Genomic DNA, 24612 nt, shown 5'->3' on the forward strand with positions numbered 1-24612 from the left:
AGCCGACGTGCTCTTCGCGATGCTCCGCGACGGCACCTTCTACAACCCCCAACCAGCCCCTACAGGTTGACGAAACCCATAGGGACACCCCCCCGGCCCGGAGGACACGCGGCCCCGCCGCCTGCGCTCAGCGTCCGTTGAAGGCGTCCTTCAGGCGCGAGAACAGCCCCTGCTGTCCCGGCTGGAACTGGCCCGTGGGCCGCTCCTCACCGCGGAGCTTGGCCAGCCGCCGCAGCAGCTCCTCCTCCTCCGCCTCCAGCTTGGTCGGGGTCGTCACCTCGACATGCACGATGAGCTGACCCCGGCCGCCGCCGCGCAGGTGGGTGACGCCGCGCTCGTGCAGCGGGACCGACTGGCCGGACTGGGTGCCGGGACGGATGTCGATCTCCTCCATGCCGTCCAGCGTCTCCAGCGGCACCTTCGTGCCCAGCGCCGCCGCCGTCATCGGGATGGTGACGGTGCAGTGCAGATCGTCGCCGCGGCGCTGGAAGGTCGGGTGGGCGTTCTCGTGGATCTCCACATACAGGTCGCCGGCCGGGCCGCCGCCGGGGCCGACCTCGCCCTCGCCCGAGAGCTGGATGCGGGTGCCGTTGTCGACACCGGCGGGGATCTTCACGGTGAGACTGCGCCGCGAGCGCACCCGGCCGTCCCCGGCGCACTCCGGGCACGGGGTGGGCACCACGGTGCCGAAGCCCTGACACTGCGGGCACGGCCTGGACGTCATCACCTGACCCAGGAAGGACCGGGTGACCTGGGAGACCTCACCCCGGCCGCGGCACATGTCGCAGGTCTGCGCCGAGGTGCCGGGGGCGGCGCCGTCACCGCTGCAGGAGTTGCAGACGACGGCCGTGTCGACCTGGATCTCCTTGGTGGTGCCGAACGTCGCCTCTTCCAGGTCGATGTCCAGCCGGATCATGGCGTCCTGGCCCCGGCGGGTGCGCGAGCGCGGGCCGCGCTGCGCCGCCGTGCCGAAGAAGGCGTCCATGATGTCGCTGAAGTTGCCGAAGCCCCCGCCGAACCCGCCGGCGCCGCCGCCCGCGGCCCCCGACGCCGGGTCCCCGCCCAGGTCGTAGACCTGCTTCTTCTGCGGGTCCGAGAGCACCTCGTAGGCGGTGTTGATCTCCTTGAACCGCTCCTGGGTCTTCGGATCCGGGTTGACGTCCGGGTGCAGCTCGCGCGCGAGTCTGCGGAACGCCTTCTTGATCTCGTCCTGCGAGGCGTCACGCTGCACGCCGAGGACCGCGTAGTAGTCCGTCGCCACCTTATGACTCCGCCAGGATCTGTCCGACGTACCGTGCCACTGCGCGTACAGCTCCCATCGTTCCGGGGTAGTCCATGCGGGTCGGTCCGACCACGCCGAGTTTGGCGACTGCTTCGTCGCCCGAACCGTAACCGACCGAGACGACCGATGTGGAACTCAGCCCCTCGTGCTGGTTCTCATGCCCGATTCGTACGGTCATACCCGGATCCTTGGCTTCTCCGAGCAACTTCAGCAGCACGACCTGCTCCTCCAGCGCCTCCAGAACGGGCCGGATGGTGAGCGGGAAGTCGTGCCCGAAGCGGGTGAGATTGGCGGTTCCGCCGATCATCAGTCGCTCCTCGGTCTCCTCGACCAGGGTCTCCAGCAGGGTGGCCAGCACGGTCTGGATCGTGCCCCTGTCGTCGGCGTCGAACGCCTCCGGCAGGTCCTGCACCAGGGAGGGGACCTCGGTGAACCGCTCGCCGACCACCCGGCTGTTGAGCCGGGCGCGCAGATCGGCCAGCACCGCCTCGCCGATCGGCGCCGGGCAGTCGATCAGCCGCTGCTCGACCCGGCCGGTGTCGGTGATCAGCACCAGCATCAGCCGCGCGGGAGCCAGCCCGAGCAGCTCCACGTGCCGCACCGTCGAGCGGGTCAGCGACGGGTACTGCACCACGGCCACCTGCCGGGTGAGCTGCGCCAGCAGCCGCACCGTGCGGCCGACGACGTCGTCGAGGTCGACGGCGCCCTCCAGGAAGTTCTGGATGGCACGGCGCTCGGGCGAGGAGAGCGGCTTGACCCCGGCGAGCTTGTCGACGAAGAGGCGGTACCCCTTGTCGGTGGGGATGCGGCCCGCGCTGGTGTGCGGCTGGGCGATGAATCCGTCGTCCTCCAGCGCCGCCATGTCGTTGCGGACCGTGGCCGGGGACACCTTGAGGTTGTGCCGCTCGGTGAGGGCCTTGGAGCCCACCGGCTCCTCCGTGCCGACATAGTCCTGGACGATGGCGCGGAGCACTTCAAGTCGACGCTCGCTGAGCACGGCGCACACCTCCCGTCCGGCCGCTGGTCCGAGGTCCCGTTTCCGGCGGCTTTCCTCTGGCACTCTTCGTGCCGGAGTGCCAAGCCCCTGGGCCAGTGTACGGCCGGTCACCACAGCCGGGGCAAGGGCCGCCCGCCCGCAGGCCCGACGGTACCCCCCGCCCGCACTCCCGGACGCGGCTTCCGAAGGCGCCTTCGGGGGCCGCTCGGGGGCCGGCCTGCGGAGCTGCTTGCGGAGCAGCCGGGAGCGCAGCGCCCGGGCGCTCCGGTTAGCGTCGTCCCATGCAGCCGTTCGCAGAAGACGCCAGGCAGGACCCGTCGGCCGCCGACAGCCGCTGGGAGCGGATCGCCCCCGGGGTACTGCGGCGCAGGCTGCCGCAGTGGGACGCGACGGTCGGCGCCGTCGCCGGGGACGGCGGCGCGCTGCTCGTCGACACCGGATCCAGCCTGCGGGAGGGCGCCGGAATCCGCGCGGACGTGGCCGCGCTGCTGGGAAGCCGGGTGACGCGGATCGTCCTCACCCATCCGCACTTCGACCACATCTTCGGCACCGCAGTCTTCTCCGGCGCCCAGGTGTACGCGGCCGTCGGCGTCCGCGAACTGCTGGCCCGCGGCACCGACGCACTGCGGGACGACGCCGTGGCGCACGGCCTGCTGGAGGACGAGGCGGGCGAGGCGGCCGACGTGCTGGTGCGCCCGCACCATCCGGTCAGCGGGCAGCTCACCCTCGACCTCGGCGGACGCGAGGTCGTGCTGGTGAACGTCGGCCCCGCGCATACCGAGCACGACCTGGCCGTCCTGGTGCCCGGCTCCCCCGACGTCGTCTTCTGCGGCGACCTGGTGGAGGAGTCCGGAGCACCGCAGGCCGGCGCGGACGCCCACCTCTCCCGCTGGCCGGCCGCGCTGGACCGGCTGCTGGCCCTGGGCGGCGAGGACGCGGTGTACGTGCCGGGGCACGGAGCGCTGGTCGACGCGGCATTCGTCCGCACGCAGCGGGACGAGCTGGCGCGCCGCTCCACGCCGTAGAGCTGGCAGCGGGCCGCGGGGCACGTAGCAGAATGAGCGGCATGCGCAGCCGTTACGACAACCCGGACCTGACCCCTCCGTGGAAGCGGCCCCGAGCCGTGCCGGAGGTGGCCGCCGAGCCGGACCTGGTGGTGGAGGAGGTCAGCACCGGCTTCTGCGGGGCGGTGGTGCGGTGCGAGAAGACCGCCGAGGGCCCGACCGTCACGCTCGAGGACCGCTTCGGCAAGCACCGGGTCTTCCCCATGGCGGCGGCGGGCTTCCTGCTGGAGGGGCGGACGGTGACGCTGGTACGGCCCGCGCCCGGCGGTGGGCCCGGCACGGGCGCCCCGGCCGGGCGGCAGCGGACGGCCTCCGGCTCGCTGGCCGTACCGGGCGCGCGGGCCCGGGTGGCACGCGCCGGGCGGATCTACGTCGAGGGACGGCACGACGCCGAACTGGTCGAGAAGGTGTGGGGGGACGACCTGCGCATCGAGGGGGTGGTCGTGGAGTACTTGGAGGGCGTCGACGACCTGCCCGCCGTCGTGGAGGCGTTCTCGCCGGGCCCCGGGGCCCGGCTCGGAGTGCTGGTGGACCACCTGGTGCCCGGCTCGAAGGAGTCCAGGATCGCCGCGGACGTCTGCGGGGACCACGTGCTGGTGGTGGGCCACCCGTACATCGACATCTGGGAGGCCGTGAAACCCGCCTCGGCGGGCATCCGGGCCTGGCCGCGCGTACCGCGCGGCCAGGACTGGAAGACCGGGGTGTGCCGCGCCCTCGGCTGGCCGGAGCACACCGGGGCAGCCTGGCAGCAGCTCCTGGGCCGGGTGCGCAGCTACAAGGACCTGGAGCCGGCGCTGCTGGGCCGCGTGGAAGAACTGATCGACTTCGTGACGGCCCCGGACAGCGCCTGACCGTCCCGGCGAGCCGCCCGGCCGGGCCGCGGAGGGGTGTCGTGCCCGGACCGCGGGGTGCGCGCCCGGACCGCAGGGGTACGCGCTTCGCGGGAGAGCCGGTGCGGGCCCGCGCCGGGTGCCCGCAGCCGGGCCGCGGGCGCCCGTGCGGCCTCCGGAACCGGCGGGTGCCGCATCCGCACGCGGACCGGGGACAATGGACGGATGCCCTCCGCACTGCCCGACGGCGAGCCCGTACCGCACGACGGCTCGCTCCCCCCGCACACGCTGACTGGCGGCGCCGACAGCGCACGCCCGCTCGGCTTCTACCTCCACGTCCCGTACTGCGCCACCCGCTGCGGCTACTGCGACTTCAACACCTACACCGCCACCGAGCTGCGCGGCGCCGACGGCGGGGTGGCCGCCTCCCAGGAGAACTACGCGTACAGCCTCACGGAGGAGATCCGGCTGGCCCGCCGGGTGCTGGGCGAGGATCCGCGCCGGGTCCAGACGGTGTTCGTCGGCGGCGGCACCCCCACCCTGCTGCCCGCCGCCGACCTGGCCCGCATGCTGGCGGCCGTCCGGGACGAGTTCGGACTGGCCGAGGACGCCGAGATCACCACCGAGGCGAACCCGGACTCGGTGGACCCGGGCTACCTGGCCGAGCTGCGGGAGGCCGGATTCAACCGGATCTCGTTCGGCATGCAGAGCGCACGCGAGCACGTGCTGCGGGTGCTGGAGCGCACCCACACGCCCGGCCGGCCGGAGGAGTGCGTCGCGGAGGCCCGCAAGGCGGGCTTCGCGCACGTGAACCTGGATCTGATCTACGGGACGCCGGGCGAGACGGACGAGGACTGGCGCGCCTCCCTGGACGCCGCGCTGGCCGCGGGCCCGGACCACATCTCGGCGTACGCGCTCATCGTGGAGGAGGGCACCCGGCTCGCCCGGCGGGTGCGGCGCGGCGAGGTGCCGATGACCGACGACGACGTGCACGCCGACCGCTATCTGATCGCCGAGGAGCGGCTGGCCGCCGCCGGCCTGGAGTGGTACGAGGTCTCCAACTGGGCGGTGGCGGGCGACCCGGCCGCCCGGTGCCGGCACAACGAGCTGTACTGGACGGGCGCCGACTGGTGGGGCGCCGGACCGGGCGCCCACAGCCACGTCGGCGGGGTGCGCTGGTGGAACGTCAAGCACCCGGCCGGCTACGCGCGGGCGCTGGCCGAGGGCCGCTCACCCGGCGCGGGCCGGGAGCTGCTCGGCGACGAGGACCGGCGGGTCGAGCGGATCCTGCTGGAGCTGCGGCTCCGCCAGGGCTGCCCCCTCTCGCTGCTGGCCCCCGACGGCGCCCGGGCGGCCGCCCGGGCGCGTGCCGACGGGCTGCTGGAACCTGGCCCGTACGAGGCCGGCCGGGCCGTGCTGACGCTGCGCGGCCGCCTGCTGGCCGACGCGGTCGTCCGGGACCTGGTGGACTGAGCCGCCCGCGCGGGGATGCGCGGCGCGGGGAGCGGGGCACGGTTTCCGGCCACGCCGCGCGGTGCCGCCCGGTCAGCCGGTGTGCGCGGCCGGGTCGTCGGTCAGCCGGTGCTCGCGGCGGCGGTGCCGGTGGCCTCCGGCAGCCGCAGCACCAGCATCGCCAGGTCGTCGGCGGGCAGATCCGGCGCGAAGGCGTACACCGCGCGGCGCAGCCGCTCGGCCGTCCCGCCCGCGTCCAGCCCCGCGGAGTCGGCGAAGCACGCCGCCAGTCCGTCGCCGTCGTCGAACAGCCGACGGCCGCAACGCCGTTCGGTCACCCCGTCGGTGACGCACAGCAGCGTGTCGCCGGGGTGCAGCGTGAAGGACTGGCACTCGTAACTGACCTGCTGGGCGACCCCGAGGAGTAACTGCGGCAGCGCGGCGGTCCGCACCTGCCCCGCGGCGTCCCGGACGAGCGGCAGCGGATGCCCGGCGCAAGTGAGCGTGCAATCCACCAGGCCGTCCCGGAAGGCGAGTTCCCCGTAGACGACGGACAGGAACCGGGCCTGCTCACCGACCTCCCGGTTGAGCCGGTCCAGGGTCTCGGGCACGGAGTGGCCCTCGCGGGCCAGCAGCCGCAGGACCGGGCGGGCCAGTCCGGTGACCACGGCGGCTTCGGGGCCGTTGCCGCAGACATCACCGAGGGCGAACCGCCAGCGGCCGTCCGGCAACCGCAGCAGGTCGTAGAAGTCGCCGCCCGCCCATGTGCCCTCACCGACCGGTTCGTAGACCAGCGCGGTGTCCAGGCCGGGGACGTGCATCTCCTCGCTGGGCAGCAGCCCGCGCTGGAGGATCCGGCTGATGTTCTCCTGGAGCGCGTAGCGGCGGGCGGAGAGCACCGCGAGCGCCACCCGGCGGGTGAAGTCCTCCACCAGACCCAGCACTTCGTCCGGTATCCGCAGCAGTCCGGCACGTCCGATCACCAGCGTGCCGACCAGGCGGCCGCCGACCACCAGATCGCACTGGGCCGAGGCACCGCTGCCGCCGCCCGCCGCGGCGTCCTCCGGCCGGCGCCAGGGGGACGCCCGCCCCGGCAGCACACGGCCCGCGGGGGCGGGCGGTTCCCCGGCGAGCCGGGCGCGCAGTTCCTCGATCCGGCCCTCCTGCGCGTGCCAGACCCGGGCCAGCCGGGGCAGTCGGGAGCGCTCGTCGTCCAGCAGCCACACCGCGCACCAGTCGGCGAAGCGGGGCACCATCAGCTGCCCGGCGAGCGAGGCGACCTTGTCCTCGTCCGTGTGCCCGGCCAGCATGTCGGACGCCTCGGCGAGGAAGGAGAGCGCGCCGTTGCACATCCAGTCCCGGTGCGGGAGCCGGGGCGCCGGGCACTGCGCGGCACCGCCCGGCTCTTCCACCGGGCCCCCGGACGGGCACGACTGCGGTCTGCGCGACAGGCCGTCACCGGGCCCCTCGCGCGGGGCGCCGCCGGGAAGCGGGCCGAAGGCCGGGGTACCCGCCCGCTGCCTCTCCCGAACGGCACCCGTCTCCCGTGCGGCGTCCGCGGCTGTCTCTGCACCTGCGCCGTCGCCGGCGTCCGGGGGGTGGGCTGCCGTGCCGAGCTGGAACCACACCGACTTGCGGTCCCGGCGGTAGCTGAAACCCCACTCCTTGGCGAGCGCGCCGACCAGCCGCAGGCCGTGCCCCTCCTCGCCGTGCGCGGCGACCCGGCGGGCCGGGTGGAGATCGGCGACCTCGGCGTAGAGAACCCCCGCCGCATACCGGCACTCCAGTCCGACCGATGTCCCCGCGTGCACCACCGCGTTCGTGACCAGTTCACTGACCAGCAGCACCGCGTCGTCCGCCGGCGTCCCGTGCACGCCCCAGCGGCTCAGTGCCACCCGGGCGAAGCGGCGGGCCGCACCGGCGGCGAGCGCGTTGCCCGGCAGTTCCGTCCGCACGGCATACGGCATCCCGCCCCCGCCCGGTGCCGCGAGCGGCGGCGGCACCGCGATCGCCGTGTCCGCCCCGGCGCCGCCCTTCCTCTCCGCCGACTGCGCCATCCCCGCCTCGTCCACGCTGTTCATCGCACCCCTCCCCGGGCCTTTCCCGGGCACACCCCCGGCCGTTCCCTCACCACGCTCGGCGCGGTGGAGCAAGGGTGACAGAAGGGGCCCGCTCATATGCGCCGAGTCACGGAAATGGTGGCCCAAGACTGCGGCTCGCGCCCGTGTGCGATTGACATCGCCCGGCAGCCGGATAACCTGCTGCCTTCCCCGGTTCCGCGCCGCGACCGGCGCGCGCTCCGCGACCGGCCGGAACCATGACGGTCGGCGGTGCGGCGAGGCGCACACCGCCACTCGGGCGTGCGGCCGCCGAGGAGGCGGGCCTCCTGCCCGCCGACGCCATGACGGTGGACGGCTTCCTGGAGCCGGAGGCCGTGTTCAGGGGCTCCTCTGCCGGTGGTGCGGGCGGGCCCGGAGGCGCCACGGGCGCCGTCGGCGCCGGAGTGCGCGCCGGTGCTGCTGGACACAGCCCTGCCCGGGACGGACGGTTTCGAGACAGCTCAGCGCATCAGGCGGAGACAGCCCAGCACATCGGGCGGTGCGAGCGGACTGGTCATTCTCCGTGGGAACTTCCCGGCCGGGCCCGGGACCCGGCGGCAGGCGGAACGCCGGCACCGTGCGCGCCGGCCCGCGAAGCAGCAGCCCCGGCCGCGCCCCTGAAACGCGTTGCCCGGATCCTGGCGGTCGCCGCTCCGCTGCCCCGGCCACCGGAGGGCGGCTGCTGCCGCCCCGCCCCCGTCGAGCTGCGGGCCGCGGTATGCGGCCCGGGGCGGGCCTCAGCGTTCGCGAGTGCCCTCGTACATCTCCTCGATCAGCTCGCCGTACTCCCGCTCCACCACCGGGCGCTTCATCTTGAGGCTGGGCGTCAGCTCACCGTGCTCGATGTCCAGGTCCCGCGGCAGGACCCGGAACTTCTTGACCGTCTGCCAGCGCTGGAGCCCCGCGTTGAGCTGCTCGACATAGCCGTCCACCAGGGCGCGCACCTGCTCGGAGGCGACCACCTCGGCGTAGGGCTTGCCCTTGAGGTCCTCGTGGTCCGCCGCCCACGCCGTGAGCGCCGGTTCGTCCAGTGTGATCAGGGCGGTGCAGTAGTTCCGACCCGCGCCGTGCACCAGGATGTTGGAGACGTACGGGCAGATCGCCTTGAACTGGCCCTCCACCTCGGCGGGCGCGATGTACTTGCCCCCGGAGGTCTTGATCAGGTCCTTCTTGCGGTCGGTGATCCGCAGGTAGCCGTCGTCCGACAGTTCGCCGATGTCGCCGGTGTGGAACCAGCCGTCCTCCTCCAGCACTTCGGCGGTCTTGTCCGCCAGCCCGTGGTACCCCTGCATGATGCCGGGGCCGCGCAGCAGGATCTCGCCGTCGTCCGCGATCCGCACCTCGGTACCGGGCATCGGCTTGCCGACGGTGCCGGTGCGGAAGTTGTCGGTGCGGTTGCAGAAACTGGCGGCGGACGACTCGGTGAGTCCGTAGCCCTCCAGGACCGGGATGCCCGCTCCGGCGAAGAAGTAGCCGAGATCGGGGGCGAGCGCGGCCGAACCGGAGACGCAGCCGACCATCCGGCCGCCGAACGCGTCCCGCAGCTTGCTGTAGACGAGCCGGTCGGCCAGGGCGTGCTTGACCTTGAGCCCGGTCGGCGCGTCCGGCACTCCGGTGCGGCGCTGGTTGTCCTGTGTCGTGCGCGCGTACTCGCGGGCCACCTCGGCCGCCCACTGGAAGATCTTGTACTTGGCACCGCCGCCGGCCCGCGCCTTCTGCGCGACGCCGTTGTAGACCTTCTCGAAGATTCGCGGCACCGCGCACATCTTCGTCGGCTGGACGACCGGAAGATTGTCGATGATCTTGTCGACCCGGCCGTCCACCGCGATGACGTGTCCGGAGTCGATCTGCACGGAGATCAGCATCTTGCCGAAGACGTGCGCCAGCGGCAGCCACAGGTACTGCACGTCGTCGCTGTTCAGCAGCCCCGTCTGCGGCACCGCACGAGCCATGTACGACCAGGCGTCCTGCGCCAGCCGGACACCCTTCGGCTTTCCCGTCGTACCGGAGGTGTAGATGAGGGTGGCCAACTGGTCCGAGCGCAGCCCCTGCACCGTCTCGGTGATGGCGTCGGGGTGCTTCTCCCGGTAGGCGGCGCCCCGCCGCTCCAGCTCCGCGAAGCTCAGCGCCCAGTCGCCCGCCGCGTCCTCGGCCCCGGGCTCCCCGTCGACGAGCACGACATGCGCCAGGTTCGGCAACTCGTCCCGGTGCGCGCGGACCTTGGCGAGCTGGTCGGCGTCCTCGGCGATCAGCACCCTGCTGTCGGAGTCGGCGAGGATGTAGGCCGTCTCGGAATCGTTGGTGCTGGGGTAGACGGTGGTGGTGGCGGCGCCCGCGCACAGGATGCCCAGGTCGGAGAGGATCCACTCGATCCGGGTGCTGGAGGCGATGCCGACCCGTTCCTCGGGGCGCACCCCCAGGTCCATGAGCCCCGCCGCGATCGAGAACACCCGCTCGGCCGCCTCGCGCCAGCTGTAGGAGCGCCACTCGTCCGGGCCCTCGTCCTGGCCCGCGGGGCGGATCACCGGATAGCGGTACGCCTCCGCGTCGGGTGTGGCCTCGACCCGCTCCAGGAAGAGCGTGGCCACGGAAGGCGGCCGGTTCTCGATCAGGGACTGTGTGTCGCTCACGACATCCTCCGGGACCCGCGTCCTGCTTCGTCGTCCTGCTTCGTCCTGCTGCGTGTCGGCTCGCGCTTATTGACTCACGAGTAACTACTGAGCAGTGATCAGAGTAAAGGCAGCAGCCCCCTTACGTAAGGGGTCTACCGCTACGTAAGGGGGCTGCTGCGGAGCGCACACGGGTACCGTCGGCAGAGCCGCCGACCGGACCGCCACGGCAGCACGGCGGGCGCGGCGGCGGCCGGGGTGCGGACCGGCCGCCGCCGCGGCGCGCGCCGGGCTACTTCTTGGCCTTGGCCTTGGCGTCGCCGCCGGAGTCGTCACTGGAGAGCGCCGCGATGAACGCCTCCTGCGGCACCTCCACCCGCCCGACGACCTTCATCCGCTTCTTGCCTTCCTTCTGCTTCTCCAGCAGCTTCCGCTTCCGCGAGATGTCGCCGCCGTAGCACTTGGCCAGGACGTCCTTGCGGATCGCGCGGATCGTCTCGCGGGCGATGACACGGGCGCCGACAGCCGCCTGGATGGGCACCTCGAACTGCTGCCGCGGAATCAGCTCCCGCAGCTTGTTGGCCATCCGGGTGCCGTAGGAGTACGCCTTCTCCTTGTGCACGATCGCGGAGAACGCGTCCACCTTGTCGCCCTGGAGGAGGATGTCGACCTTGACCAGGTCGGCCGTCTGCTCGCCGGTCGGCTCGTAGTCCAGCGAGGCGTAGCCGCGGGTCTTGGACTTCAGCGCGTCGAAGAAGTCGAAGACGATCTCCGCGAGCGGCAGCGTGTACCGCAGCTCCACCCGGTCCTCGGACAGGTAGTCCATGCCCTGCAAGGCGCCGCGCCGCGACTGGCACAGCTCCATGATCGCGCCGATGAACTCGCTGGGCGCGATGAGCGTCGCGCGCACCACCGGCTCGTGCACCGTGGCGGTCTTCCCGGTGGGGAACTCGCTGGGGTTGGTCACCACGTACTCGGTGCCGTCCTCCATCTCCACGCGGTAGATCACGTTGGGCGCCGTGGCGATCAGGTCGAGGCCGAACTCCCGCTCCAGCCGCTCCCGGATCACCTCCAGGTGCAGCAGCCCCAGGAAGCCCACCCGGAAGCCGAAGCCCAGCGCCGCGGACGTCTCCGGCTCGTAGGTCAGCGCGGCGTCGTTGAGCAGCAGCTTGTCCAGGGCGTCACGCAGCTCCGGATAGTCGGAGCCGTCCAGCGGATACAACCCCGAGAACACCATCGGCTTGGGGTCCTTGTAGCCGGGCAGCGGCTCCTCGGCGCCCTTGGTCAGCTGCGTGACGGTGTCGCCCACCTTGGACTGGCGGACGTCCTTCACACCGGTGATCAGATAGCCGACCTCGCCCACACCCAGCCCGTCGGCGGGCGTCATCTCCGGCGAGTTCGCACCGATCTCCAGCAGCTCGTGGGTGGCCCCGGTGGACATCATCCGGATCCGCTCGCGCCTGCCGAGCATCCCGTCGACGACCTTGATGTAGGTGACCACACCGCGGTACGCGTCGTAGACCGAATCGAAGATCATCGCGCGGGCCGGCGCCTCCGCGTTCCCGGTCGGCGGGGTGACCTGGCGCACGACCTGGTCCAGCAGCTCCTCGACGCCCTCACCGGTCTTGGCCGAGACGCGCAGCACGTCACCCGGCTCGCAGCCGATGAGGTGCGCCAGCTCGGCGGCGAACTTCTCCGGCTGCGCCGCGGGCAGGTCGATCTTGTTCAGCACGGGGATGATCGTGAGGTCGTGTTCCATCGCCAGATAGAGATTGGCGAGGGTCTGCGCCTCGATCCCCTGCGCGGCGTCCACCAGGAGGATGCACCCCTCGCAGGCCGCGAGCGAGCGGGAGACCTCGTAGGTGAAGTCCACGTGCCCAGGGGTGTCGATCATGTTCAGGACGTGCGGGGTGGACGCGTCGTCCGTGGGGGCCCAGGGCATCCGCACGGCCTGGGACTTGATCGTGATGCCCCGCTCGCGCTCGATGTCCATACGGTCGAGGTACTGCGCACGCATCTGCCTCTTGTCCACGACGCCGGTGAGCTGGAGCATCCGGTCGGCAAGCGTGGACTTGCCGTGGTCGATGTGCGCGATGATGCAGAAGTTACGGATCAGCGCCGGGTCGGTACGGCTCGGCTCCGGCGCGTTCGTTGGGGTCGCGGGCACGCAGTGTCCTGTCGGTTCTGGCCTGTCGGTTTCGGGCTGTCGGTTCGTTCGGCGAGGTCTCGAACACCTTCGGCGGCCCGGTGCGGGCCCGTCGAGACGGATGTGTCGCATCCCATGGTCCCATGCGCACGGGGCACCGACCGGATTGGGAGGGGTGCTGCCCCGGCTGGTAGCCTGACCGACTGTGCCTTATGGCACTGAAGGGTGCCTGCTCGGCACCAGCGTTTGAAAACTCCGAACCGCAAAGGCTCATTCGTGGCGAACATCAAGTCCCAGATCAAGCGGATCAAGACCAACGAGAAGGCCCGGCAGCGCAACAAGGCCGTGAAGTCCGAGCTGAAGACCGCGATCCGCCGCACCCGCGAGGCCGTCTCCGCCGGTGACGCCGCCAAGGCGGCCGAGGCGCAGCAGGTCGCCGCCCGGAAGCTCGACAAGGCCGCCAGCAAGGGTGTCCTGCACAAGAACAACGCGGCCAACAAGAAGGCCGCGCTGGCCAAGCACGTGGCCACCCTCAAGGGCTGACCGCCCTCTCGGAGCACTCCGCAGCTCGTCGGTCTCCCCGACGCTCGGAATGACCGCTCGGACGGCATGTGGCGGGCCCTCTCTCATCCGCCGTACGCCCGAGCAACCGCTTGAGACAGGGCGCCGCACGCGGCCTGCGTTCGCCACGCGGGTGCGGCGCACCGGACAGACAGCGAAGGCCCCGCCCCAGCCCCTCCCCAGGGCTCGGACGGGGCCTTCGTCGTGCCGGCTTTCGCGGTGGGCCGACTGCGCATGCCGGATGGCGGCGCATGCCGGACTCGGGCCACCCGGACCGGAGGCGCGGGGCGAGGGGGAGGCAGACAGCGGACGGCAGTGGGTGCGCGGTCAGCGGGAGCGGGCGGCACTCGCGATGGTGACGACGGCCTTCTCCAGCGCGTACTCCGGATCCATTCCGCCGCCCTTGACAGCCGCATCCGCCGCGGCGACGGCGCGCAGCGCGGCGGCCACCCCGTCCGGCGTCCAGCCGCGGGTCTGCTGACGCACCCGGTCGATCTTCCACGGAGGCATGCCCAGCTCCCGTGCGAGGTCGCCCGGCCGCGCCCCGCGCGGGGCCCCTGCGAGCTTGCCGATGGCCCGCACTCCCTGTGCCAGCGCGCTGGTGATCAGCACCGGTGCCACTCCCGTGGAGACCGCCCAGCGCAACGTCTCCAGCGCCTCGGCGGCCTTCCCCTCGACCGCCCGGTCGGCGACGGTGAAGCTGGACGCCTCGGCCCGGCCGGTGTAATAACGGCCGACCACTGCCTCGTCCACGGTGCCCTCGACATCGGCGGTGAGCTGCCGGCAGGCCGAGGCCAGTTCGCGCAGATCGCTGCCGATGGCGTCCACCAGCGCCTGGCACGCCTCGGACGTCGCCGACCGCCCCAGGGCACGGAACTCGCCCCGGACGAAGGCGAGCCGGTCCGCGGGCCTGGTCATCTTCGGGCACTCGACCTCGCGCGCGCCCGCCTTCCGCGCCGCGTCCAGCAGCCCCTTGCCCTTGGCACCGCCCTGGTGCACCAGCACCAGGGTGATCTCCTCGACCGGCGCCGTCAGATACGCCTTCACGTCCTTGACCGTCTCCGCCGCGAGGTCCTGCGCAGCGCGCACCACGACGACCTTCCGCTCGGCGAAGAGCGAGGGGCTGGTCAGCTCGTCCAGCGTGCCGGGCTGGAGCTCGCCGGACGCCAGGTCCCGCACATCCGTGTCGGCGTCCGCGGCGCGTGCGGCATCGATCACCACCCGCACGGCACGCTCGATGAGCAGCTCTTCCTGCCCCACCGCCACGGTCACGGGCGCGAGCGGATCGTCCGGGGTCTTGCTACGCGTACCAGCCATCGCGAACAGCATCCCACGCCGCACCGACACAACAGCCCTACGAGCCCCCACCGCCGGCTTCTCCGCCCTCCCGGTGCACGCACGCCTCCGTGACACCGGTGGTCCGGGCAGCGGCGGCCCGGGAACCGGCGCTGCCCACTCGCCGGAACGCGGCTCCGAGCGGGGCCGGGACCTCCGGACCCGGGCCCCGCCCCCCGGGGGGCCGGGTGCGGTCTTCGGGGCGGTTGAGAGAATGCCCCGGTGAACGACGTACGGCATGTACTGGTGCTGCCCGACCGGGAGGCGGCCGAGAAGGTCGCCGCGACGCTGGAGGAGCGCCTCGGACTCGCCGAGGAGCCCGACCTCGTCCGCGATGCCCTCGCCGGAGAGGACGACGCCGAGGACGCCCAGTGGCTGGTGGTGCTCGAAGATCCACCCGCCGTCTGCGATCCCGCCCTGCTGGAAGAGGTCGCGGCAGCGCACGAGGGCTGGCTGGAGCGCGACTGACCCTCCCGCCGGAGGCCGCAGCAGATCCCGCGGGGGCACCGCCGGCGCCGGGGGTGCCCCGCCGGGTCACCACGGCGGGGGTGCCGTCCGGGCACCGGGTCAGTGCCAGCGCCCCGTGCCGGTCCGTCCGCGCCACGAGGGCACCCGCTGCGGACAGGGCGTGCAGTGTCTCGGGCGCGGGGTGCCCGTACGGGTTCTCCCGGCCGGCCGAGACCAGCGCCACCCGGGGCCGGAGCCGCCGCAGCAGTGCCGGGGCCTGGAAGCGCGACCCGTGGTGCGCGACTTTGAGCACGTCCACCCGCGGCAGGCCGGGCCGGGCGGCGAGCAGCGCCTGCTGCGCCTCGGGTTCGAGGTCGCCGGGGAGGAAGAGGCGCAGACCCGCCGTGCGGACGAGCAGGGTGACGCTGGCATCGTTGGCTCCGTCGCCCCCGGTTCCGCCGCCACCGGCGCCACGTGGACTTGGGGCAGCACCCCCGTCCACGGGGTCCGGCGGGGGCCACACCACCTCCCACCGCAGGTCTCCGGCACGCTGCCGCTCCCCCGCGTGCGAGAGGCGTACCGGCACTCCCGCACCGCGGGCCGTGCCGCGCACGAACGCCGCCTGGCCGGGCGGCTCCGCCAGCGCCGTCGTGCGGATCTCCCCGACGCTCCGCCCGCGCAGCACCCCGGGGAGCCCGGCCACATGGTCGGCGTGGAAGTGGGTCAGCACGACCAGCGGAACGCTGCGCACCCCGAGATCACGCAAGCACCGGTCGACAGCGTCGGGTTCGGGTCCCGCGTCGACCACGACCGCCCCGCCCGCGCCGCCGCGCTCCCCGTCCAGCGCGAGCACCAGCGCGTCCCCCTGCCCGACATCGCAGGCCACCATCCGCCAGCCCGCCGGGGGCCACCCGGTGAACGGCCGGACCAGCGGTAGAGGGCGCAGCACGGCCAGCAGCACGCCCAGCGCGCAGGCGGCCCCCAGCCAGGGGCGGCACGCGGCGGACCTGTGCAGCACCGCCAGGGCCCCGGCCAGCAGGGCCGCCAGCCCCAGCGCGCCCGGCCAGCCGCCCGACCAGCCGATCTCCGCGCCCGGCAGGCCGGCGCCCGTGCGCGCGACACCGGCGACGGCACTCACCGGCCAGCCCGCCAGCCAGGCGAGCCCCTCCGCCGCGGGCATCGCGACCGGGGCGGCGGCGAGCGCGGCGAATCCCAGCACGGTGGCCGGTGCGACCAGGAACTCCGCCAGCAGGTTGCAGGGCACCGCGAGCAGGCTCACATGCGCCGCCAGCACCACCACCACGGGCGCACAGGCGGCCTGCGCCGCGGCTGCGGCGGCCAGCGCCTCCGCTGCCCTGCCGGGCCAGCCGCGCCGCCGCAGCGCTTCCGACCAGCGCGGTGCCACCGTCAGCAAGGACGCCGTGGCCAGCACGGAGAGCAGGAATCCGAAGTCCCGGGCCAGCCACGGGTCGTAGCACACCAGCAGCAGCACGGCCGCTGCCAGCGCGGGCAGCAGGGAGCACCGCCGCCCGGTGCCGATGGCCCACACCGTGATCAGTCCGCAGGCCGCCGCCCGCAGCACGCTCGGATCCGGTCTGCACACCACGACGAAACCCAGCGTCAGCAGCGCGGCCGCGACCGCGGTGGCCCGCAGCGGAAGGCCGAGCCGGGGTGCGAGACCCCGGCGCTCCGCCCGGTGGGCGAGGCCGGGCGGACCGATGAGAAGCGCCAGCATGATCGAGAGGTTGCTTCCGCTCACCGCGAGCAGGTGTGTCATGTCGACCGCCCGGAAGGCGTCCGCCAGCTCCCGGCTCAATCGGGAGGTGTCACCGACCACCAGCCCGGGCAGCAGTCCTCGCGCGTCCGCCTCCAGCCCCCCGCTCGCCTCCCGGAGTCCGGCGCGCAGCGCGCCCGCCGCCCGCTGGACAGCGGTGGGCCCCGCCACGATCCGCGGTGGACCGGACCGCACCCGCAGTACCGCCGCGATCTCCCGGCCGCCCCGCCCACCGGGCGCGGGAGGCCTGAGGTCGGCCTCCACCCGCAGCCGGGTGGAGGGCAGCAGCCGCAACCAGGCGCTCCGCGCCGCGCTGTCCGCCCCCCGGCCGTTGCCGGTTTCCCGGGCGCCTTCCGGCCCGGCCCGCTCCCGGTCGGCCGGGCCGCCGTCCCGCTCGGGGCGGACCAGCAGCAGCACCGGCGTCCGCAGCCGGGTCCGGCTGCCGGATGCGCCGACCAGCGCGACCGCGTCGGCGCGGACCACCACCCTCCCGGCGAGCTGCCGCGCACCGAGCGTCCTGGGCCGGCTGGGATGCGGGTCCTCGGCGACGGTGACCTCTACCGCCACCCGCGCGTGGTCGGCGGCGAGTCCGGGTAACGGGCCCCGGTGCAGATCGGCGGCGTGCAGGGCCGCCGTCCCACCCGCCGCCGCGGCGCACAACAGGGCCACGGCAGCGCTCACCGACAGCGTCGGGCCCGCCGGATCCTTGCGCCCGGGGCCGCTTCCGGCAGCGCCCCGCACCGTGGGCGCACCGCGCCCACCGGACCCGGCGCGCCCCGGCCCGATGGGCGACGGGGTCGCGGGACCCCGGCGCCGGAGAGGCCCGGCCAGCAGGGCCAGCCCGGCGGCAGCGCAGAGGACGACGCCGAGCGCCGCATGCTCCGCCGAAGCGCCCAGGGCGAGGGCGGCGGCCGCCCACGCCGCCCCGGCGGGCAGCACCAGCCGCAGATCCGGTGGCTCCTCTCCGTCCCCCACGGGGCGACCGGCAGCCGCACGATCCGGCGCGGGCGCCCAGGCGGCGGCGCCCAGGGGGCCGGGCCGGGATGCGGCGCGGGGCGGACCGCCGCCGGCTCCGGCGCGCGTTCGGCCAGGGCTCACGGCGTCACCTGCGGCCGGATGTCCGCGAACCGCTTCTCCCCGATGCCGTCGACCTCCTTGAGCTGGTCGACCGAGCGGAACCCGCCGTGCTGTGTGCGGTAGTCCACGATGTGCTGCGCCAGGACCGGCCCGACGCCCGGCAGCGTCTCCAACTGCTCCCGGGTGGCCGAGCTGAGGCTGACCATGGCGCCCGAGGGACCGGCCGCGCTTCCGGCCCCCGGGGCACCACCGCCCGGGGCTGTGCCCCCGGCGGTTCGGGACCGGCCCGGTTCGCCCACGACGATCTGCTCGCCGTCGACCAGCGGCCGGGCCTGGTTCAGTCCCTCGGCGTCCGCTCCCCTGCGGAGCCCCCCGGCGGCCTCGAGCGCGTCGGCCACGCGCGAACCGGCGGGCAGCTGCTGGAGCCCGGGCTCGCGCACCTTCCCGGAGACGTCCACCACCAGCCGCCCGCTGGGTGCCGCACCGCCGGCAGCGGGGGCCGTCGAGGGCGCACCGCTCTCCCCGGGAGGTGCGGAGGCTCCGCCGGGCGCACCGGAGGGTTCGGACGGGCCGGACATGGCGGGGACGGGGACGCCCTGCGGCCGGCCCGTCCAGAAGTGGTGGACGGCGAAGCCGAGTCCGACCAGCAGCACCAGACAGAGCGCGACCAGCGTCTTCGGCTCCATGGCGCAGCGCACCCGCAGCCAGACCGGCATCCGGTCCGCGAGCGCGAGCCCCCAGCGTTCCCGCGCGGGCAGAGCCGGAGCGGGCTCCGGGGCCGAGGAAGGGGCCGGGTCCGAGTCCCGGGCAGGAGACGGGGTCGGGGCCGGGCCTGGAGACGGATCCGGGAGCCGGACCGGGGCCGGCGGATCCGCTTCCGGCTGATCCCGCCGCTCCGTGCAGGGGTGGTTGTCGCGGCGCTCGATGGCCTCGCGCGGTCCGAGCCCGGGTTGCGGCCCGCGCTCCGACGGGCCCAGCGGACCGGCCGGGCCCTCCGGCGCTTCACGTCGATGCCTGCGCTCCTTGCTGCGCCGCACGGCTGACCGCGCCGCCGCGACAGCCTCGGCCCGCGGCATGACAGCGGTATCCGGTTCGGTCCTGCGCCGCCGGCTTGCGTGCTCGGCGCTGCGCGGATCGCCCGAGGCCGGTTCGATGGCGGGTCCGGCGGGATCCGGGAGAGCGGCGCCGTTGCGGTCGGTGGGGTGCCGCCCGCTCGGCGGCCGGTCTTCGGGGTCGGGACCGGTCACGGAACCGGTGGAGCGCTGCTCGGTCAGCAGCGACCGGGCGCGGGCCGCCGCATCGGGCCCCGCGGACGGTGGGCGCACCCCGCGCCGGGGCAGCCGGTGCGTGCCCCGGCGGGTCGGACGCGTGCCGGGAGCGGCCCTGGGGCCCCGAGGCGGTCGGCGCCGCGACGGGCGCCGGAGGCGACCACCGGGGCCCCGGGTCTCGGCAGCGGCGTCCGAAGCGTTCGGCTCCCGCGGCGCCTCCCCGCCACGGCCCTGTTCTCCGCGGAGTCCGGCCTCCCGACGGCCGTCCGGGGGCGCGCTGTCCTGCTCTCCGCGGCCTTCGCCGTCGCCTGCACCGTCCGAGTGTTCATCGCCCCGCTCTGCGCGGCGGCTCGTGGCGCTTCCGCCCTCCCCCGGCATGTCGGGGGGCGGCATTTCCCATGACGTCTCCCACGGCTCCCGCGGGTCTGCTCGACGGCGCCGGGTGGGGACTGCTCCCGCTGCTCGTTCGCTCATGCCCGCCGACGGTAGGCGGCCTCGACAGCCTCCGGTGATCTTGCTCAGTTCCGGTGGAAAACCCGCGGGTTGTGGATATCTCGCTCACTCACCTGAGGGAAAGCACGGCTCCCAGCAGCCCCGGCCCCGTATGGGCGCCGATGACCGCGCCGACCTCGCTCACATGCAGCTCGCGCAGGCCGGGCACCCGGGACCGGAAGCGCTCCGCGAGCTGTTCGGCCCGCTCGGCGGCGGCGAGATGGTGCACGGCGATGTCCACCCGCGCGTCCCCGGCGCGCTCCACGATGATCTCCTCCAGCCGCGCGATGGCCTTGGAGGCGGTCCGCACCTTCTCCAGCATCCCGATCCGGCCGTCCGCCACCTCCAGCAGCGGCTTGACGGCGAGCGCGGAGCCCAGCAGCGCCTGGGCCGCGCCGATCCGGCCGCCTCTGCGCAGGTAGTCCAGGGTGTCGACGTAGAAGACCGCGGAGATGCCCTCGGCACGCTTCTCGGCGGCCGCCACCGCCTCGTCCAGCGAGGCACCGGCCTCGGCCGCCTCCGCTGCGGCCAGCGCGCAGAACCCCAGCGCCATGGCCACGACCCCGGTGTCGACCACCCGTACCGGAACCGGCGACTGCGCGGCGGCCAGCGCCGCGGCGTCGTAGGTCCCCGAGAACTCGGCGGACAGGTGCAGCGAGACGACTCCCGCCGCGCCCGCCTCGGCCGCGGCCCGGTAGGTGCGGGCGAACATCTCGGGACTGGGCCGCGAGGTGGTGACCGGGCGCCGCTCGCGCAGCGCGGTGGCCAGTGATCGCGCGGAGATCTCCGTCCCCTCCTCCAGGGCCCGGTCGCCGAGGACGACGGTCAGCGGCACGGCTTCGATCCCGTGCCTGCGCAGCGCCTCCGGCGGCAGGTAGGCGGTGGAGTCCGTGACGATCGCGAGGGGGCCGTGCATGGAACGGAGGGTATCGGGCGGGCGAACGGAGCGCCTCAGGAGGCGTTCCGCGGCCGCCGCTTCTCGAAGACCCCGGCGGTGTCCCCGCGGTCGGCCACCCGAGCGATCGGATCGGCGCCGGTCAGGTCGGACCCGGTCAGGTCGGCTGCGGAGCGGCCGGAGCCCTGCCCGGACGGCCCGAGTTCCGGCTGAGCCGACTGCGCGGACTTCTCCTGCCTCTCCCGACCCTCCTGCCTCTCCTGCTCTTCCTGCTTCTCCGAGTGGGCCGCCGGCGCGGACGGTTCGGCGCCGCGGCCGGCCGCGGCCTCCCCGGCGGAGGAGGCGTCGGCAGCGGCTTCGGGCCGGGGGCCGCCGGGGCCCGGCGTCCAGTGGCGCAGCGCACCGGACTCGATGTCGATCCGGTCCCGCAGCGCGCCCAGCTCCTCGGCGTCGAACCGGCGTGCCCGGTCCTGGGCGGCGTAGCGCAGCGAGTCCGCCGACTCCTTGATGTGCCGCATGCGTTCGCGCGCCTCCGGAAGCCGGGCGGCGATACGGGAGTGGTCCGGCTCGCGCTCCATCAGCACGCGCAGTTCCCGGTCCAGGTGGCGCGCGTGCTCGTGCAGGCTGTCGAGGAGTTGGACGGCTTCGCCGAGGCCCGGGTCCTGCTGCGCCTCGGCCTCCAGCGCCGCCCGCGTGCTGTCGATCGAGGAGCGCAGCTCCAGGCGGATACGGGCTGCTTGGCCGACCGGACCGGGCTGGGCGGAGCGGGCCTTGAGCAGGGTCTCCTCCGTCGTGCGCCGCACCTGCGCCCCGGTGCGCTCCACCCCGCGCTTGACGGCTCGCACGACACGCAGCGTGATGATCGTGCCGAAGATAAAAACGGCGAGTACGAACATCAGGCCGATGACGACTCCCACGTCCACAGGTCGCTCCTTAGTCGTCCGTCGCCCCTTCTCCGTTCAGCGTAAACGGGCGGGGGCGGATCCGGGTTCCGCGGAACCCGGATCCGCCCCCATGACGTCCCGTAGGGGTCGCGCACCCTCCCGTGACCGGTCGGCCGCACCGAACCGGGCCGAGCGGCCGCCGGGTCCGGCCGGCCGTTACGCGGGAACGATGTTGACCAGCTTGGGCGCCCGGACGATCACCTTGCGGACCTCGGCACCGCCCAGTGCCTTCACGATCACCGGCTCGGCCAGCGCCAGCGCCTCCAGTTCGGACTCGGAGACGGACGGCGCCACCTCCAGCCGGGCCTTGACCTTGCCCTTGATCTGCACCACGCAGGTCACGGTCTCGTCCACCAGGTACGCCGGGTCGGGCACCGGGAAGTCCTCGTGGACGACGGACCCCTCGTGGCCCAGCCGGCGCCACATCTCCTCGGCGATGTGCGGAGCCAGCGGGGCGACCAGCAGCACCATGGTCTCGGCGACGCCACGCGGGACCTCGGGCAGCTTCGTGACGTGGTTGTTCAGCTCGGTGAGCTTGGCGATCGCGGTGTTGAACCGCAGTGCGGCCATGTCCTGGCCGATGCCGTCGATCGCCTTGTGCAGGGCACGCAGGGTCGCCTCGTCCGGCGCGGAGTCGACCACGGTCGGCTCGCCCGTCGTCTCGTCCACGGCGTTCCGCCACAGCCGCTGCAGCAGCCGGAACTGGCCGACGACCGCGCGGGTGTCCCAGGGCCGGGAGACGTCCAGCGGACCCATCGCCATCTCGTACAACCGCAGGGTGTCGGCACCGTACTCGCCGCAGATCTCGTCCGGGGTGACGGCGTTCTTCAGGGACTTGCCCATCTTGCCCAGCACCCGGCTGACCTTCTCGCCCTGGTGGTAGTACGCGCCGTCGCGCTCCTCCACCTCCGCAGCGGGTACGGCGATGCCGCGCGCGTCCCGGTAGACGAACGCCTGGATCATCCCCTGGTTGTACAGCTTGTGGAACGGCTCGACGGAGGAGACGTGCCCCAGGTCGTGCAGCACCTTCGACCAGAAGCGGGCGTAGAGCAGGTGCAGCACGGCGTGCTCGGCACCGCCCACGTACAGGTCGACACCGCCCTTGGGCTGCCCCTCCCGCGGTCCCATCCAGTAGTTCTCGATCCGCGGGTCGACCAGCTTCTCGTCGTTCTGCGGGTCCAGGTAGCGCAGCTCGTACCAGCACGAACCGGCCCAGTTGGGCATGGTGTTGGTCTCCCGCCGGAAGCGGCGCGGCCCCTTGCCGTCGCCCAGGTCCAGGCTGACGTGGGTCCACTCCTCGTTCCGGGACAGCGGGGTCTCCGGGGAGGTGTCCGCGTCGTCCGGGTCGAAGGTGCGCGGGGAGTAGTCCTCGACCTCCGGCAGCTCCAGCGGCAGCATCGACTCGGGCAGCCCATGGGCGATGCCGTCCTCGTCGTAGACGATCGGGAACGGCTCGCCCCAGTAGCGCTGCCTGCTGAACAGCCAGTCGCGCAGCCGGTAGTTGACCGTGCCCTCGCCCAGGCCGTGCTGCTCCAGCCACCGGCGCATCCGCTCCTTGGCCTCGCCCACGCCCAGCCCGTCCAGGCTGATGCCCTCGGCACGGGAGTTGACGAGCGCCGCCTCGTAGGAGCTGAACGCCTCCTGCCAGTCGGCCGGGTCCGTCCCGCGGCCGTCGGTGGGCTCGACGACGCAGCGCATCGGCAGTTCGAAGGCGCGGGCGAACTCGAAGTCACGCTGGTCGTGTGCGGGGACGGCCATGATGGCGCCGGTGCCGTACCCCATCAGCACGTAGTCGGCGATGAAGACGGGGACGGGTTCCCGGGTGACCGGGTGGGTGGCGTAGGCGCCGGTGAAGACACCGGTCTTGTCCTTGGCCTCCGCCTGGCGCTCGACGTCGGACTTGGCCTCCGCCTGCGCCCGGTAGGCGGCCACGGCCCCGGCAGGGGTCGCGTGTCCGCCCGTCCACACCTGGTGGGTGCCCTCGGGCCAGGCTTCGGGGACGACGGTCCGGACCAGCGGATGCTCGGGGGCCAGCACCAGATAGGTGGCGCCGAACAGGGTGTCCTGGCGGGTGGTGAAGACGTCGACGGCCGCGTCCCCGAGGGGGAAGCCGATCCGGGCCCCCTCACTGCGGCCGATCCAGTTGCGCTGCTGCAGCTTGATCGCCTCGGGCCAGTCCAGGTCCTCCAGGTCCTCCAGCAGACGGTCGGCGTAGGCGGTGATCCGCATGTTCCACTGCCGCAGCTCGGCCTTGAAGACGGGGAAGTTGCCGCGCTCGGAGCGGCCGTCGGCGGTGACCTCCTCGTTGGCCAGCACGGTGCCCAGGCCGGGGCTCCAGTTGACGGGTGCGTCGGAGGCATAGGCCAGCCGGTACTCCCCCAGCAGGTCGGCCCGCTCCCGCTCGCTCAGTTCCTGCCACGCCCCCCACCCCTCGGGGGTCTCCCGGGTGCCGGAGGCGAACTGCTCGACCAGTTCCTCGATGGGCCGCGCTGTGCGCGCCTCGGCGTCGTACCAGGAGTTGAAGATCTGCAGGAAGATCCACTGGGTCCAGCGGTAGTACGAGGGGTCGATCGTGGCGAACGACCTGCGCTTGTCGTGCCCCAGGCCCAGGCGGCGCAGCTGCGCCGTCATCTGGAGGATGTTGGCCTCGGTCGAGGTGCGCGGGTGGGTGCCGGTCTGGACGGCGTACTGCTCGGCGGGCAGCCCGAAGGCGTCGAAGCCCAGCGTGTGCAGCACGTTGTGGCCGGTCATCCGCGCGTAGCGGGCGTAGACGTCCGTCGCGATGTAGCCGAGGGGGTGGCCGACGTGCAGCCCCGCACCCGAGGGATACGGGAACATGTCCATGATGAACTTTTTGGGCTTGGCAGCCTGCTCGGCGTCGCCGCCCAGCGGCCCGTCGCCCGGATTGGGCGCCTCGTAGGTGCCGTGCTTCTCCCAGAAATCCTGCCAGCGTGCCTCGATGTCGGCGGCCAGGGCCGCCGTGTAGCGATGGGGGGCCGCGCTCTCGGCGGCGGTGGTCGTCTCGCTCATCGTCCTCAAAGCTCCATCGGTCGTCTCTGCCCAGCGCTCCTGAAACGAAAAAACCCCTCGCACAGGAGGGGGAGCCGCGCCGATGCCGGCCCGCGGAGGGGGACCGGCGGTGATTCAGCGCGGCTCGCTAAGCAGAAGGCGTACGGCACGCATGGCGCTCAGGGTACCGCACGCGGCGGGGCCCCGGCCGGAGACCGTCGGCAGCCCGGCGGCGCGGAGCCCGGAAGGCACGCCCAGGGCAGGGTGGGAGCAGCGCCCGGATGCGGGGACCACACCTCGCACGGGAGAACGCCGTCATACGCGGCGCACC

General features: G+C 73.6%; 15 protein-coding genes and 1 pseudogene. 5 read left to right on the top strand and 11 right to left on the bottom strand.

Going from position 1 to position 24612, the window contains the following annotated elements; genetic code table 11:
• Positions 1 to 127: 127 nt before the first annotated feature.
• On the bottom strand, positions 128 to 1261 hold the full coding sequence (gene dnaJ / locus ACFYMO_RS08850) for a molecular chaperone DnaJ (protein ID WP_366774840.1): 1134 nt from the start codon (positions 1259 to 1261) through the stop codon (positions 128 to 130).
• Between the two features lies 1 nt (position 1262).
• Entirely contained in the window at positions 1263 to 2279 is a 1017-nt protein-coding gene (hrcA, locus tag ACFYMO_RS08855; protein WP_026004907.1) for a heat-inducible transcriptional repressor HrcA, read from the bottom strand.
• 281 nt (positions 2280 to 2560) lie between these two features.
• On the opposite strand from hrcA, the gene ACFYMO_RS08860 reads away from it, so the two are divergent.
• The 3 genes from ACFYMO_RS08860 to hemW all read left to right on the top strand — a co-directional run bounded on the left by ACFYMO_RS08860 (position 2561) and on the right by hemW (position 5646).
• The gene (locus tag ACFYMO_RS08860; protein ID WP_366774839.1) at positions 2561 to 3304 is read left to right on the top strand and encodes an MBL fold metallo-hydrolase; all 744 of its coding nucleotides are present in this window, start codon (positions 2561 to 2563) and stop codon (positions 3302 to 3304) included.
• Between the two features lie 41 nt (positions 3305 to 3345).
• Complete coding sequence (locus ACFYMO_RS08865) at positions 3346 to 4194, top strand: DUF3097 domain-containing protein (RefSeq protein ID WP_366774838.1); 849 nt, start codon at positions 3346 to 3348, stop codon at positions 4192 to 4194.
• A 204-nt stretch (positions 4195 to 4398) separates the two neighbouring features.
• Positions 4399 to 5646, top strand: coding sequence for a radical SAM family heme chaperone HemW (gene hemW / locus ACFYMO_RS08870; protein WP_366774837.1), 1248 nt, complete (start codon positions 4399 to 4401; stop codon positions 5644 to 5646).
• 101 nt (positions 5647 to 5747) lie between these two features.
• Here hemW and ACFYMO_RS08875 read toward each other — a convergent pair whose 3' ends face one another.
• The 3 genes from ACFYMO_RS08875 to lepA form a co-directional block, all read right to left on the bottom strand.
• Positions 5748 to 7706, bottom strand: coding sequence for a SpoIIE family protein phosphatase (locus ACFYMO_RS08875; protein WP_388545262.1), 1959 nt, complete (start codon positions 7704 to 7706; stop codon positions 5748 to 5750).
• 755 nt (positions 7707 to 8461) lie between these two features.
• Positions 8462 to 10354, bottom strand: coding sequence for an AMP-dependent synthetase/ligase (locus ACFYMO_RS08880; RefSeq protein WP_388545265.1), 1893 nt, complete (start codon positions 10352 to 10354; stop codon positions 8462 to 8464).
• A gap of 271 nt (positions 10355 to 10625) precedes the next feature.
• The gene (gene lepA / locus ACFYMO_RS08885) at positions 10626 to 12500 is read right to left on the bottom strand and encodes a translation elongation factor 4 (RefSeq protein ID WP_366774834.1); all 1875 of its coding nucleotides are present in this window, start codon (positions 12498 to 12500) and stop codon (positions 10626 to 10628) included.
• A gap of 255 nt (positions 12501 to 12755) precedes the next feature.
• Between lepA and rpsT the strand changes: the two genes are divergently transcribed.
• Complete coding sequence (gene rpsT / locus ACFYMO_RS08890; RefSeq protein ID WP_074998680.1) at positions 12756 to 13022, top strand: 30S ribosomal protein S20; 267 nt, start codon at positions 12756 to 12758, stop codon at positions 13020 to 13022.
• A gap of 345 nt (positions 13023 to 13367) precedes the next feature.
• Here rpsT and holA read toward each other — a convergent pair whose 3' ends face one another.
• A complete protein-coding gene (gene holA, locus ACFYMO_RS08895) occupies positions 13368 to 14357 on the bottom strand; it encodes a DNA polymerase III subunit delta (protein ID WP_388545268.1) in 990 nt (329 codons plus the stop codon).
• Between the two features lie 240 nt (positions 14358 to 14597).
• Here holA and ACFYMO_RS08900 point away from each other — a divergent pair, with 240 nt between their 5' ends.
• Entirely contained in the window at positions 14598 to 14843 is a 246-nt protein-coding gene (locus ACFYMO_RS08900; RefSeq protein WP_366774841.1) for a hypothetical protein, read from the top strand.
• A 79-nt stretch (positions 14844 to 14922) separates the two neighbouring features.
• Here the strand turns inward: ACFYMO_RS08900 and ACFYMO_RS08905 are convergent.
• The 5 genes and pseudogenes from ACFYMO_RS08905 to leuS form a co-directional block, all read right to left on the bottom strand.
• Positions 14923 to 17571, bottom strand: a pseudogene (locus ACFYMO_RS08905) (ComEC/Rec2 family competence protein); the annotation flags it as partial.
• 119 nt (positions 17572 to 17690) lie between these two features.
• Positions 17691 to 18359, bottom strand: coding sequence for a ComEA family DNA-binding protein (locus tag ACFYMO_RS08910; protein WP_366774833.1), 669 nt, complete (start codon positions 18357 to 18359; stop codon positions 17691 to 17693).
• 1144 nt (positions 18360 to 19503) lie between these two features.
• Positions 19504 to 20349, bottom strand: a complete 846-nt coding sequence (locus ACFYMO_RS08915; RefSeq protein WP_388545271.1) for a DegV family protein — start codon at positions 20347 to 20349, stop codon at positions 19504 to 19506.
• A gap of 35 nt (positions 20350 to 20384) precedes the next feature.
• The gene (locus ACFYMO_RS08920) at positions 20385 to 21251 is read right to left on the bottom strand and encodes a hypothetical protein (protein WP_366774831.1); all 867 of its coding nucleotides are present in this window, start codon (positions 21249 to 21251) and stop codon (positions 20385 to 20387) included.
• A gap of 177 nt (positions 21252 to 21428) precedes the next feature.
• Positions 21429 to 24302 (bottom strand): leucine--tRNA ligase, encoded by a 2874-nt coding sequence (gene leuS / locus ACFYMO_RS08925; protein WP_388545274.1) that lies wholly within the window; start codon positions 24300 to 24302, stop codon positions 21429 to 21431.
• Positions 24303 to 24612 lie beyond the last annotated feature (310 nt).

Source organism: Streptomyces sp. NPDC007025 (assembly GCF_042869455.1).
GTDB lineage: Bacteria > Actinomycetota > Actinomycetes > Streptomycetales > Streptomycetaceae > Streptomyces.